8 protein-coding genes are annotated in these 12,748 nt (G+C 68.5%); 3 read left to right on the top strand and 5 right to left on the bottom strand.

Annotated elements, in window-relative coordinates; translation table 11 throughout:
* Position 1 precedes the first annotated feature (1 nt).
* Genes N1F91_RS12480 through N1F91_RS12470 form a run of 3 tightly spaced genes read left to right on the top strand, consistent with a single transcriptional unit; the run spans position 2 to position 2,681 of the window.
* Positions 2-661: an LLM class flavin-dependent oxidoreductase gene (locus N1F91_RS12480; RefSeq protein ID WP_289992530.1), complete on the top strand. Its 660-nt coding sequence runs from the start codon at positions 2-4 to the stop codon at positions 659-661.
* Entirely contained in the window at positions 658-1,917 is a 1,260-nt protein-coding gene (locus N1F91_RS12475; protein WP_289992527.1) for an LLM class flavin-dependent oxidoreductase, read from the top strand. The genes N1F91_RS12480 and N1F91_RS12475 overlap by 4 nt, the downstream gene beginning before the upstream one ends.
* Positions 1,914-2,681, top strand: coding sequence for a hypothetical protein (locus tag N1F91_RS12470; RefSeq protein ID WP_289992526.1), 768 nt, complete (start codon positions 1,914-1,916; stop codon positions 2,679-2,681). Before N1F91_RS12475 ends, N1F91_RS12470 begins: the two co-directional genes overlap by 4 nt.
* Here N1F91_RS12470 and N1F91_RS12465 read toward each other — a convergent pair.
* The 5 genes from N1F91_RS12465 to N1F91_RS12445 form a co-directional block, all read right to left on the bottom strand.
* Positions 2,662-4,185 carry an aromatic amino acid ammonia-lyase gene (locus N1F91_RS12465; RefSeq protein WP_289992525.1) on the bottom strand — a complete coding sequence of 508 codons (1,524 nt, stop codon included), beginning with the start codon at positions 4,183-4,185 and terminating at the stop codon, positions 2,662-2,664. The two genes, N1F91_RS12470 and N1F91_RS12465, sit on opposite strands and share 20 nt — an antisense overlap.
* Complete coding sequence (locus tag N1F91_RS12460) at positions 4,182-5,186, bottom strand: ornithine cyclodeaminase family protein (protein ID WP_289992524.1); 1,005 nt, start codon at positions 5,184-5,186, stop codon at positions 4,182-4,184. The genes N1F91_RS12465 and N1F91_RS12460 overlap by 4 nt, the downstream gene beginning before the upstream one ends.
* A 127-nt stretch (positions 5,187-5,313) precedes the next feature.
* Positions 5,314-6,876 (bottom strand): carbamoyltransferase C-terminal domain-containing protein, encoded by a 1,563-nt coding sequence (locus N1F91_RS12455; protein ID WP_289992523.1) that lies wholly within the window; start codon positions 6,874-6,876, stop codon positions 5,314-5,316.
* Positions 6,877-6,996: 120 nt separating this feature from the next.
* On the bottom strand, positions 6,997-10,785 hold the full coding sequence (metH, locus tag N1F91_RS12450; protein WP_289992522.1) for a methionine synthase: 3,789 nt from the start codon (positions 10,783-10,785) through the stop codon (positions 6,997-6,999).
* A gap of 329 nt (positions 10,786-11,114) precedes the next feature.
* Positions 11,115-12,734, bottom strand: a complete 1,620-nt coding sequence (locus N1F91_RS12445) for a copper resistance protein CopC (RefSeq protein WP_289992521.1) — start codon at positions 12,732-12,734, stop codon at positions 11,115-11,117.
* Positions 12,735-12,748: the final 14 nt, after the last annotated feature.

Here is a 12,748-nt window from a genome sequence, read left to right as displayed (position 1 = left end):
CATGAGCATCCCCCGGACGATCATCATCGCGGGAGAATTCGCCGACTGGACCATCGAAGGCCTGGCCGAATTCGCCCCTCTTGCCGAGAAAGCCGGGATCGCCACGCTGGTGCTACCGGACGCGATCGCGCCGGCCGCGGGCGGAGAGGCCTGGCCCGATGCGCTGATCCTGATCGGATGGCTGGCCGCCGGCACCACCCGTCTCCACCTCCTTGCACGCGTATCGAGCCTGGGACATCAGCCCTACAACCTGGCGCGGCGTCTCGCCTCGCTCGAACTGATCAGCCGCGGACGCACGGGCTGGGTGATCGATGCCGACGAAAGCGCGGACGCCTATGCGGCCTTCAGCGGCGAGGCCAGGCTGGCGGGCGCGGACATGACCGCGCGGCAGCGGGAATTCGAGGATGTCGTCGACGGACTCCTGCAAAGCTGGGATGCCGACGCCCTGACGCTCGACCGCGAGAGGGCGCAGTTCTTCAGGCCGGACGCGATGCACCCGCTCGATCACGAGGGCGACTATTTCACCGTGCGCGGGCCGCTGAACGTGATGCGCTCGCCGAGAGGCAAGCCGGAGGTGCTGCGCGCCGGCGACCTCGCCCGGGCGACGACCGTGACCAGCCTGCAGGCCGCCAGGGCGCTGATCGAGGGGCTCGGCCGATGAACGCGATGATGAAGCTCGGCGCGTTCCTCATGCCGACTGGCCACCACATCGCCGCGTGGCGACACCCTCGGGCCGCCGCCGATGCGGGCGTCGACGTCGACCACATGATCGGGCTGGCGCAAGCGGCCGAGCGCGGCCTGTTCGACCTGGTGTTCTTCGAGGATGCGGCCGGGGTCCGCGAGGCGCGCGTCGAGATCGCGTCGCAGGCCGCGCGCTCGCTGGGTTTCGAACCGATCAGCCTGCTTTCGGCGCTCGCCGCCCGCACGCGCCACGTCGGCCTCGTCGCGACGGCCTCGTCCTCCTACAACGAGCCCTATGCGCTCGCCCGCGCCTTCGCCACGCTCGACCTCGTCAGCGGCGGCCGGGCGGGCTGGAACCTGGTCACGTCGGCCAGCGAGATCGAGGCAGCGAATTTCGGCGCGCAGGGCCTGCGCGCGCATCGCGACCGCTACGCCAGGGCGACCGAGTTCGCAGACGTGGTCGCGCGCCTGTGGAGCCCTGGCAACCGCTACGGGACGATCGATCACGCCGGCGAGAGCTTCTCGGTGCGGCAGGGGCTCGGCATCCCCGCGTCGCCGCAGGGCGCGCCGGTGCTGGTACAGGCGGGGTCGTCGGATGTCGGCCGCGATCTGGCGGCCCGAACGGCCGACGTGGTCTTCGTGGCGACCCAGACCTTCGACGCCGCCAAGGCCTTTTATGACGACGTCAAGGCGCGTGTGGCCCGGGCGGGACGCAACCCCGACCACCTGAAGATCATGCCTGGTGTTTCGCCGGTGGTGGGCAGGACCCGCGACGAGGCTCAATCGAAGTTCGATGCGCTTCAGGCACTCATCCCCGACGAGGTGGGGCTGGCGCTGCTTGCGAGCTATCTGTCCACCGATGCCCTGGAGGGCCTGCCGCTCGACGGTCCGATGCCCGATCTGAAGGCGAACGAGGGAATGCAAAGCCGCCAGCAGCTCGTCATCGACCAGTCGCGCCGCGAGGGCCTGAGCATCCGCCAGGTGGCGCAGCATTTCGCGGGTGCCCGCGGCCACTGGAGGCTGATCGGCACCGCGGCCGACATCGCCGATGAGCTGGAAGCCTGGTTCGTCGGCGGCGCCTGCGACGGCTTCAACGTGATGCCGGCCTGGTTCCCGGGGGAACTGGACGATTTCGTCGACCTGGTAATCCCGGAACTGCAGCAGCGCGGACTGTTCCGGACGCAATACGAAGGCCGCACGTTGCGCGCCAATCTCGGCCTGGGCGTACCGTCATGAGCGACATCGTCGAGAGTATCGTCCGCGACATCGAGGGCCTGCTGCCCTTCGATCCGCGCGAGGACGCGGTTGGCGGTCTCGTCCACGCCTACGACATCCAGAACAAGGTGACGGCGGCGCTGCTTGCAAGACGGCCCGGCCGCCGCATCGCCGGCTACAAGATCGCCTTCAACAGGCCCTCGTCGATGGACTATTACGGCCTGAGCGAACCCTGCTATGCGCCATTGTTCTCCGACCAGATCCATGCCGGCAGCGCGACAATGCCGTTCTCCCTGTATCGCGATCCGGTCATCGAGCCGGAAATCGCGATCAGGCTGTCCTCCAGCCTGAACGGCAATGAGGATGACGGCGGTGTGGAAGCCGCGATCGGCTCCCTTCTGCCCGCCATCGAGATCATGGATCCCCGCGGCGCCTTTGCGCGGGACCCCAGTGCGGCCGCGGCCATTGCCCAGCGCATCCACAGCGAAGGCGCGGTCATCGGGCAGGCCGGCAGCCTTCCCACGCTCGATGTCGGCGCCGTGGTGGCGCGGCTTCGGGTCGACGGCGAGACGCAGGGCGAAGCGACCGGTGCCGCGCCGCAGACACCAACGGAGGCGCTGCGCTGGCTTTCGCGCCGGCTCGCAGCCGACGGATTGCCGCTCCAGGCGGGCATGATCGTGCTTACCGGCGCACATCTGCCCGGTTTCGCATTGAAAGCGCCCTGCGCCGTCGGAGTGGACATCGCGCCGCTCGGCACGGTTTCGCTCAGCCTGCAAGGCTCCTGAGCGCGCGCACGTTCTGCGGCTTCCACAAGGCGTCGTGAACCTTCGCCGCGTCCGGACCCGTGGCCCGATCCTCGTCCAGCGCGGGGACTGCCGCGCGAACGGTATCATGGAGATGAACGCCGACCGGAGACAGCGACAGCGCGGGCTCGATCCGTCGGCGCAGGTCGACGGCCTGAGCCGCGAGCATGGCTTCGATGGCGATGAGCCACCGCATCGGCTCGAGCTGCACCGCGAGCTTGGAAACGGCGAGCACGGAGTTGGTCCCGATATCCTCCACCATCTCCGAAACCACGATCGTGTCGAGGCTCGCCGGCGTGGCCTTGAGCCTGATCTCGGCATGCAGGGCCGCCAGCGATTTCTGCATCGGAACGAAACCGGCCGACGCACCGCCGACCGGCGAGAGATAGTTGGGGAGCCCGGACAGGCGGCCGGTCATCAGCTTGATCGAGCGCTGCACGCAGGCCGTGGCGAGCTGCGCCACCGCGATCGCGAGGCTGTCGAACGAAAGCGCGATCGATGCCGTCAGGAAATTCGCGGAGGACCGCACCTCGCCGAGCGGCCCGATCACAAGGGGGTTGTCGGCGGGCGAGTTCAGTTCGATCTCGACCTCCCGCCGCGCGGTCTGAAGCGCGGCGAGGAAGCTGCCGGTGACCTGCGGCAGGGCACGGAACGAGAGCGCGTCCTGCACCTTAGGCGACGACCGCGAGAAATAACCGCCGCCCGCAAGCGCGGCGCGAAACAGCGAAGCCGCCTCGACCTGTCCCGCCGCGGGGCGGGCGCTGGCGATGCGGGCATCGAAAATGTACGGGCTGGCGCCGAATCCCTCGCAGGCAAGGGCTGCGACGCCGACATGGACGGCCGCGAGATCGTCCAGCGCCACGATCGCCAGCGCCGCCGTTGCAACCGTCACGGAAGACGCGCTGCCGATCGACAGCCCGTCCTTGGGCGCCAGCCGCGCGGGCACCAGCCCGGCCCTGGCAAGCGCCTCGCGCGCCGGTAGCCGGACGCCGTCCAGATAGGCCTCGCCTTCGCCGATCGCCACCGCCGCGATGCTCATCGTCTGCACGAGGTCGCTGGCGCCGGTCGATCCGCGCGACGGGATGACGGGGACGAGGTCTCGCGCCAGCATCGCGCAGAGCAGGTCGAAGACGGGAAGCGACACGCCCGCGCCGGCTTGCACGAGCCCGGCGAGGCGGCAGAAGAGAACCGCCCGGCAGACGTCGACCGGCAGCGCCGCGCCCACGCCCGCGACGCGCGCCATCACCAGCGAGGCCTGCAGACCATCCGCCTCCGCCGCCGTGATCCGATGCCCGATATTGCCGCCGAGCCCGGTGTTCAGCCCGTAGACGGGAATGCCCCGCGCGAGATGGCCGTCAAGCACGTCGCGCGCCTCCTGCATCGCCGCGCGCCGCGCAACACTCGCTTCGACTGCGACCGGCCCATGCGAGGCCGCGACCACGTCCGCGACGGTCAGCGGCTGGTCCGCGAAGACGAACGTCCTCATGCGTAGCGCAGGCGATGCCCGACGCCCATGGCCTCCGCCTTTTTCAGGAAGGCATGGCCGAGCGCGATGTCGGAGAGGGAGAGGCCGCGATGCCAGAACAGGTTGGTTTCCGCCTCGCTCTCACGGCCGGGCTTCAGCCCGGCGACGATCTGGCCGAGCTCGGCATGAAGCGTCTGTTCCGAAAGCTTGCCGGCCTCGACATGGGCGCGCAGCGATCCGAATTTTCCGCCCTTGCACTGCCCCCAGTCGTCCACCACCAACTTCGCCATGATGTCGGTCAGCGAAAGCTCCACCGCGCTCATCGTCCCGTAGGGCACGACGAGTGCTCCCGGCTTGATCCAGTCCGTCTTCAGCATGGGCTGGGGCTCGCTCAGGCGCGAGGCCTCCACCACGATGTCGGCGCCATCGACGCAGGAGCGCCAGTCCTCGGTGACGGTCACGGCCTTGCCGAGGTCGCGGGCAAGGCGTTGCGCGAAGCTCTCGCGGCTTTCCGGCCGGCGCGAATGCACGCGGATCTCGTCGAAGTCGAAGAGATGATCGAGCAGCCGCACGTTCCAGTACGCCGTGCCGCGCGCGCCGATGTGGCCGAGCACCTTCGAGCCCTTGCGCGCCAGGTACTTGGCACCGATGGCGGTGACCGCACCGGTGCGCATGTCGGTGATGCCGCTGGCGTCGAGGATGGCCGTCGGCTTGCCGGTGCGCGGGTCGAAGAGATTGAGGACCCCGAATTCGGACGGCATGCCGTGCTTGTAGTTGTCGACGAAGTCGCCGACGATCTTCACGCCCGCCGCATCGATCTCGCCGCCGATCCAGCCGCGCAGCACGTTGAAATGGCCCTCCACGCCGGCCCGTGGCTCGAGGTGCATCCGCGGCTCGATGACCGTTTCGCCGCGTCCCTGCATGGCAAGGCTGGCCTCGATAGCCGCGAGGATCTCGCCATCCCCGAGCATGGCCGCCTCGATGTCGAAGCGATTGAGATAGGTTATGTAAATGGGGAGCATGGGCCGGTGTCCTGCTATTTCAATCGTCCCTTGCTGCCTGTTCGAAGCGGCAAAGGCAAGGAAGAGCGGACCTCCCGCCCGCGTCGGCCAAGCCCGGCACGCGACGCGCGCTGGCCGTTCCCGCAGCCTACCGGGCGCGCCTGTAGGACATGTCGCCGACGACGAAACCGTCGAGCCCGGTGTCGACGACGTAGCGCGCCAGATCGCTCATCCGGTTGATGAAGCCCTTGCCCGAGAAATTGAGCGAAGTGTTGCACAGAACGCCATAGCCGGTGCGGTCCCTGAAGGCCGACAGCAACGCATGCATCCGCGCATTCTGCGCGGCGGTCACCGTCTGCGCCCGGGCGGAACCGTCGACATGGGTCACGGCCTTCAGCGCGTCGGTCTTTACCCGCTGGAAATAGAGCATGTGCGGGCTTGGCCCGTGATGTTCGAACAGCCGGTCGAGTTCCTCCTCCAGAAGGATCGGCGCGATCGGGCGGAAGCCCTCGCGTTTTTTGATGGCGTTGAGGCGCGTATGCATCTCCTTCGTGAAGGGCGCAGCGATCAGCGAACGGTTGCCGAGCGCGCGCGGGCCGATTTCGTAGCGGCCCTGGACCCAGGCGAGCACCGCGCCCCCGGCCAGCGCGTCGGCGATCGCGGCATCGTCGGCGGGCACTGCGTCGAAGCCGGACAGATCGGCCGCGTCATGCACGAACGCCTCTCCCGCATAGGCCGTCCACGCGATCTTGGCCTTGCCGGTGATGCGCAGCTGCGCGTCGGCGGCGGTGCCGATGGCCGAGCCGGAATCATTCGTGCAGGGCTGCACGAAGACGTCGGCGAACAGGCCGCAGCCTTTCCATTCGCTGTTCCAGTCGCAGTTCAGCCCGCAACCGCCGGAGACGAGCAGCGGCAGGCCGTCGGGCATGTTCGCCCTGGCGAAGTCGAGGAAGCGCAAAAACACCGCGTCCTGAAAGCGGCGCGCGAGGTTGCGGAAGGCATCGGTCTCAAGCCCGATGTCGAAGAAGGGCGTGCCGACGAAATCCGCCTTGCGCAGCGGCGCAGCCACTGCGTCCCAGGCGATCAGCCGCTCGATCAGTTCGCGTTCCTCGCGCGTCTCGGGCATGTCCCTGCCGTAGCCGGCGATCGCCATCAGCTTGCCCGCGTCCTCGCGCCGCGACTTGCGGGCATCGATCGCCAAGGTCGGGTCGGCGAGGCCGTAGAGGAAGCCGTATTTGTGGCCGGGGCCGGTGACCGGCGTGCCGAGCTTCGTCACCTGGAGTTTCTCGTCGATGCGGTAGAACGAGCCGAGGACGCCCTCCCAGACCAGGGCGTAGCAGGGCTGTCCCTGCGGAAACGGCGACATGGCGTAGCTGCCGATGATGTGGGAACGCTCATGCGAGGACGAGAAGAAGCGCACCTCCTTGCCGGCGAAAAGCTGCGGCCGGTCGATGATGCCGCTCTCGTCGAAGCCGAAATAACCCGCGCCCAGCGGTTGGCTGAAAGGACGGAAGGAGCCCATCCAGCCTGACAGGGCGTGCACATCCGGGATCGCGTCGCACAGACCCAGTCCGCGCAGCACGAGTTCCGGCGTGACGGGCGCATAGCGCGGACCCGAATCCTTCTCCGCCTCGATCGAGAAGGCGAGCGTGGCATCCTCGATCAGGGCAACGTGGCCGTCGTGACCGGGCTTGTAGGCGAAAATCTTCATGCGCACTCCGGAGCGGTGTCGGAATGCGGAGCCTCCCCGACCCCGCACGCGATCCTTAGGGCATGATCGGCCTCCGGCCTATGGCTCTGCGGCAACGGTCCGCTGGAAAGCGCCGGCCGACTACTCGGCCGCCTCCGCGAAGGCGGTCGGCGTGTAGTTGAGGACCGGGGCGAGCCAGCGCTCCATCTCCTCCACGCTCATGCGCTTGCGGCGGGCATAATCCTCGACCTGGTCGCGCTCGACCTTGGCGACGCCGAAGTAGAAACTGTCGGGATGCGACAGGTAGAGGCCCGAGACGGACGATCCCGGCCACATGGCGTAGCTCTCCGTCAGCCGCACGCCGATCCGCGCCTCCGCCTCGAGCAGCGAAAACAGCGTCGCCTTCTCAGTGTGGTCGGGCTGCGCCGGATAGCCCGGCGCCGGACGGATGCCGCGATAGGGCTCGCCCGCCAGATCCTCTGGCGCGAAGGCCTCGTCGGGCGCATAGCCCCAGAGCTCCTTGCGAACCATCTCGTGCATGCGCTCGGCGAAGGCTTCGGCGAAGCGGTCGGCCAACGCCTTGACCATGATCGAGGAATAGTCGTCGTTGGCGCGCTCGAAGCGCTCGGCGATCGCCACCTCCTCGATGCCGGCGGTCACCACGAAGCCGCCGATATAGTCCGCCTTGCCGCTCTCCTTCGGCGCGACGAAATCGGAAAGCGCAAGATTCGCCTTGCCGTCGCGGCGGGGAAGCTGCTGGCGCAGCGTGTGGAGCTTCGCGATGTTCTCCACGCGGCTGTCGTCTGCAAACAGCGCGATGTCGTCTCCGACTGCATTGGCCGGCCAGAAGCCGACGACCGCCTTCGGCGCGAACCAGCCTTCCGCGATGATCTTGGCGAGCATCGCCTGCGCGTCCTCGAACAGCTGGCGCGCCGCCGCGCCCTGCTTCTCGTCGTCCAGGATCTTCGGATAGCGGCCCTTGAGCTCCCAGGTCTGGAAGAAGGGCGTCCAGTCGATGTAGCGGGCGAGGTCTGCCAGATCCCACGCCTCGAACACGCGCGTGCCGAGGAAAGAGGGCTTCGGCGGATCGTAGGAGGCCCAGTCGATGCGGTGCGCGTTGGCGCGGGCCTGGGCGAGCGGCAGGCGCTGCTTCTCGGCCTCGGAGCGCGCATGCGCGTCGGCCACCTTGCGGTATTCGGCCTGAACCGTCTCGACATATCCGCCCTTCGCCTCCGGCGAGAGCAGGCTTGAGACGACACCCACCGCGCGGCTGGCATCGGTGACGTAGATCGCCTGGCCGCGATGGTAGCGCGGGTGGATCTTCACCGCGGTGTGCACCCGGCTCGTCGTCGCGCCGCCGATGAGCAGCGGGATGTCGAAGCCCTCGCGCTCCATCTCGCCCGCCACGTGCACCATCTCGTCGAGCGAAGGCGTGATGAGGCCCGACAGCCCGATGATGTCGACCTTGCGCTCCCGCGCCGTCTCCAGGATCTTCGTCGCCGGCACCATCACGCCGAGGTCGATGATCTCGTAGTTGTTGCAGGCGAGCACGACGCCGACGATGTTCTTGCCGATGTCGTGGACGTCGCCCTTGACCGTCGCCATCAGCACGGTGCCCGCCGTCTTGCGCTCGCCGCCGCCGCCATTGGCGAGCTTCTCGGCCTCCATGTAGGGCAAGAGCACCGCCACCGCCTGCTTCATCACGCGCGCCGACTTGACCACCTGCGGCAGGAACATCTTGCCCGCGCCGAACAGGTCGCCGACGACGTTCATGCCGGCCATCAGCGGCCCCTCGATGACGTGCAGCGGACGCTCGGCAGCCTGCCGCGCCTCTTCGGTATCCACGTCGATGTATTCGGTGATGCCGTTGACCAGCGCGTGTTCCAGCCGCTTTTCCAACGGCCAATCGCGCCAGCGCAGGTCCTTCTCGCGCGCTTCCCGGCCAGCCGAGCCCTTGTAGCGCTCGGCCAGGTCGAGCAGGTTCTCCGTCGCGGTGCCGCCTGATGTCGGTGTCCGGTTCAGCACCACGTCCTCGCAGGCCTCGCGCAATTCCGGGTCGATCGTCTCGTAGACGGCGAGCTGGCCGGCATTGACGATGCCCATGTCCATGCCCGCCTGGATGGCGTGGTAGAGGAACACCGCGTGCATGGCCTCGCGCACCGGCTCGTTGCCGCGGAACGAGAAGGAGAGGTTCGACACCCCGCCCGAGACGTGGACGCCCGGCATCGCCGTGGTGATCTCGCGCGTGGCGGCGATGAAGTCGTGGCCGTAATTGTCGTGCTCCTCGATACCGGTCGCCACCGCGAAGATGTTCGGGTCGAAGATGATGTCGGCCGCCTCCATGCCGGCCTTCTCGGTCAGCAGCTTGAAGGCCCGCTTCGAAATCTCGACCTTGCGCGCCTTCGTGTCGGCCTGGCCTTTCTCGTCGAAGGCCATCACGACCACCGCCGCGCCATAGGCCTGGCAAAGCCGCGCATGGTGGAGAAAGGCCTCCTCCCCCTCCTTGAGCGAGATCGAGTTCACCACCGGCTTGCCCTGGACGCATTTCAGGCCGGCCTCGATGATCTCCCACTTGGAGCTGTCGATCATCAGCGGCACCTTGGCGATATCCGGCTCGGCGGCGATCAGGTTGAGAAACTCGACCATCGCCTTCTGCGAATCGATCAGCCCCTCGTCCATGTTGACATCGATGATCTGCGCGCCGTTCTCCACCTGGTCGCGCGCGACGTCGAGGCCGGCGGCATAGTCGCCGGCGGTGATCAGCTTCCTGAACTTGGCCGAGCCGGTGACGTTGGTGCGCTCGCCGACATTGACGAAAGGAATGTCCTCGGTCAGCACGAAGGGCTCCAGCCCCGACAGCCGCATCAGCGGCGCGATCTGCGGTACCGCCCGCGGCGGGTGCTTGGCCACGGCATCAGCGATGGCGCGGATGTGGTCGGGCGTCGAGCCGCAGCAGCCGCCGACGATGTTGACCAGCCCCTCGCGCGCGAAGGCCTCGACCTGACTGGCCATGAATTCCGGGCTCTCGTCGTACTGGCCGAAGGCGTTGGGCAGGCCGGCGTTCGGATAGGCGCAGGTCAGCGTATCGGCGACGCCCGATATCTCGGCGATGTGCGGGCGCATGGCGGCGGCGCCCAGCGCGCAGTTGAGGCCGACCGACACCGGCCGCGCATGACGCACCGAGTGCCAGAAGGCGGTCGGCGTCTGGCCCGACAGCGTGCGGCCGGATAGATCGGTGATTGTGCCCGAGATCATGATCGGCAGGTCGATGCCCTTCTCCGCGAAGACCTCGCCGCAAGCGAAGATCGCCGCCTTGGCGTTCAGCGTGTCGAAGATGGTCTCGATCAGGATCAGGTCGGCGCCTCCGTCGACCAGGCCGCGCAACTGCTCGCCATAGGCGAGCCTCAGGTCGTCGAAGGTGACGGCGCGGTAGCCGGGATTGTTTACGTCGGGCGAAATCGACGCCGTGCGGTTGGTCGGCCCCAACGCGCCGGCCACGAAGCGGCGGCGGCCGTCCTCCTGGAAGGCGCGGATCGCGGCCCGCCGGGCGAGCCGCGCTCCGTCGCGGTTCAGGTCGTAGACCATCTCCTCCATGCCGTAGTCGGCCTGGGCGATGTGGGTGGACGAGAAGGTGTTGGTCTCGATGATGTCGGCGCCGGCGATGGCATAGGAAAAGTGAATGTCCTCGATCGCCTTCGGCTGGGTGAGGATCAGGATGTCGTTGTTGCCCTGCTGGTGGCAGGCGCAGCGCTCGAAGCGCTCGCCGCGGAAATGCTCCTCGCGGAGCCCCAGCCCCTGGATCTCCGTGCCCATTGCTCCGTCGAGGATCAGTATCCGCTCGCTGGCGGCCGCCTGGAGAGCAGCGCGGATCCCCGCTCCGCTTCGGTTCGGGACGGCAGCGCCGAACAGGTCGTCGAGGCTCGAAGCCATGGCGGATATCCTCATGCGTGGTCCGGAGAGGTGAACAATCACATAAGGATATCTTTATGTCAACATGCAGAACTCGCAGGCGCCCCTTCCCCCTTGCGGGGGTCCGAAGGACGGGCGAGACCCGCGGCTCGCCCTGGTAAGCGGTGGGGGTGGTGCCGCGAAGCGGTTGGCGATGGACGGGCTGTCCTCGTCCGCGCGAGGTCGGCAAGAACGCGCCAAGTCAAAGCTCCCTTCTCACCGAGCCCCCGGTTTCACTCCCACCCGCTCACGAGCCGCCCCCCTGACCCCTCCCCGCAAGGGGGAGGGAAACGCGCACCGGCAGCTCAGCCCTACCGCCGCAGCTCGATCTCCCCGTGAAGCCGCGCGATCTCGAAATCGCCGATCAGCACGTCGACCCGCACCTGCCAGCGGCCGGCGAGCGGCACGACGAGGTCGCCGATCGTCCACGCGCCTTCGCCTGCGAGGGTCGCTTCGCGGCGGATCGACTCGATGCCGGCGTCGGGCCGCGACAGCACCAGCGTCACGCCCTTGGCGGCCAGCGGCCCGAAGTCGCCGCCCGTCAGCGCGACGGTCGCCGCCACCGGTCCGGCAAGTCCGGGCGTGAGGGTGACGTCAGCCATCACGCGCGGGTCGTGCAGATGCACCCAGGCGGGTTCGGCGGCGGCACGCGCCAGCGCCCTTGGCGGCGGGGTGAAGCGCCAGGTGGCGACCGCGCCGAAGATGAGGACGGCAATGACGATCTCGACGACGACCGCCCGGACGAGCGCGTTTCGGCCCGCGGCATCGCCACGGGCAATGGCCGGCGTCAGGCGCCAACGATTGAAGGCGGCCAGACCGAGCAGGGCGGCGACGAGCGCCAGCTTGACGAGAAGGACGGTCCCGTAGGCCGTCGACAGGAGGGCCGTCGGCGTCCCCACCTGGATAAAGGCCAGCACGACGCCTGAGACCAGCAAGATGCACAGCAGCCACGGAATGGCGCACGAGAAGCGAAACAGCATGGCGGTCGCGCCGCCGCCGCCGGCTCGCAGCGCCAGCCCGAGCAGCATCAGCGCTCCGATCCAGGTCGCCATCGTCACGACGTGGAGCGCGACCAGCGGCCGCGTCAGCCATTGCGGTTCGGCCGAGCCCGCGTGTCCGCTGGCGGCCACCGCCGCACCGGCCCCGAGGAGAGCGATCAGCGCCGGCACGCGTCCGGGAAGGACAAGGGCGATCATCGCCACTGCCGAGGCGACGAGCAGCCCGAGCGCGGTCCGACCGAAGGAGGTTCGAAGGCCTGTCTGCCAGACGGCCGGGTCGACGAGGCGCGCCATCGGCTCCGCCAGCGCATCGAGCCCTTGCAGGCCGACCGACAGCACCGCTGCAATCATGCCGGCAATGACGAGCCCGGCGGCAGCGTCCCGGCCGGCTTCACGTCCCGTCCCGAACCACGACAGCGCGAAGACCCCGCCGATGCCGAGCGCGATCCCGCCGGTGAGCACGAGTTTCAACGCCCAGACTAGGCCGCGCACCAGCCGGTCGACCGCCTCGGCAGGCGCTCCGGGCATGGCACTCGGAGCCCCGATCGAGAAGACCACCGAGCCCCCGACGGGATGCCCGTCCTCCGAAACGACCCGCCAGGAGAACACGTGGGTGCCGTCCGTCAGTCCGCCCGGCAGGGCGACGCGAAGCGTGTTGCCGTTGAAGGCAACCTCTTCGAGGTCCCGCGACGCGCCGTCCGGCGCCACGAGCCGCAGGACCAGCGGCGATACGATCTCGGAGAAGGTGAGCGCGACTTCGGACGGGGCCTCGGCCACCATGGCGCCGTCGGCCGGGTCGGCCGAGGCGAGCGAAGCATGGGCAAGCGCGCCGGTCATCCCGGCGAGCAGGACCGCGAAGGCGGCAAGGAACGCGCCGAGGATGTGCAGGCCGGACGTGCGCCCGGCTGATCGAGGCGCGGTGGACAGGTGCATGCAGGTCGCCTCCA

It is taken from the genome of Aquibium sp. ELW1220, assembly GCF_030398385.1.
Lineage (GTDB): Bacteria > Pseudomonadota > Alphaproteobacteria > Rhizobiales > Rhizobiaceae > Aquibium.
This window is presented reverse-complemented; position numbering and strand designations above follow the sequence as displayed.

Bases quoted from the DNA above. Each gene is read 5' to 3' on its own strand.
- N1F91_RS12480 (WP_289992530.1), top strand. From the start codon at position 2: ATGAGCATCCCCCGGACGATCATCATCGCGGGAGAATTCGCCGACTGG.
- N1F91_RS12475 (WP_289992527.1), top strand. From the start codon at position 658: ATGAACGCGATGATGAAGCTCGGCGCGTTCCTCATGCCGACTGGCCAC.
- N1F91_RS12470 (WP_289992526.1), top strand. From the start codon at position 1,914: ATGAGCGACATCGTCGAGAGTATCGTCCGCGACATCGAGGGCCTGCTG.
- N1F91_RS12465 (WP_289992525.1), bottom strand. From the start codon at position 4,185: ATGAGGACGTTCGTCTTCGCGGACCAGCCGCTGACCGTCGCGGACGTG.
- N1F91_RS12460 (WP_289992524.1), bottom strand. From the start codon at position 5,186: ATGCTCCCCATTTACATAACCTATCTCAATCGCTTCGACATCGAGGCG.
- N1F91_RS12455 (WP_289992523.1), bottom strand. From the start codon at position 6,876: ATGAAGATTTTCGCCTACAAGCCCGGTCACGACGGCCACGTTGCCCTG.
- metH (WP_289992522.1), bottom strand. From the start codon at position 10,785: ATGGCTTCGAGCCTCGACGACCTGTTCGGCGCTGCCGTCCCGAACCGA.
- N1F91_RS12445 (WP_289992521.1), bottom strand. From the start codon at position 12,734: ATGCACCTGTCCACCGCGCCTCGATCAGCCGGGCGCACGTCCGGCCTG.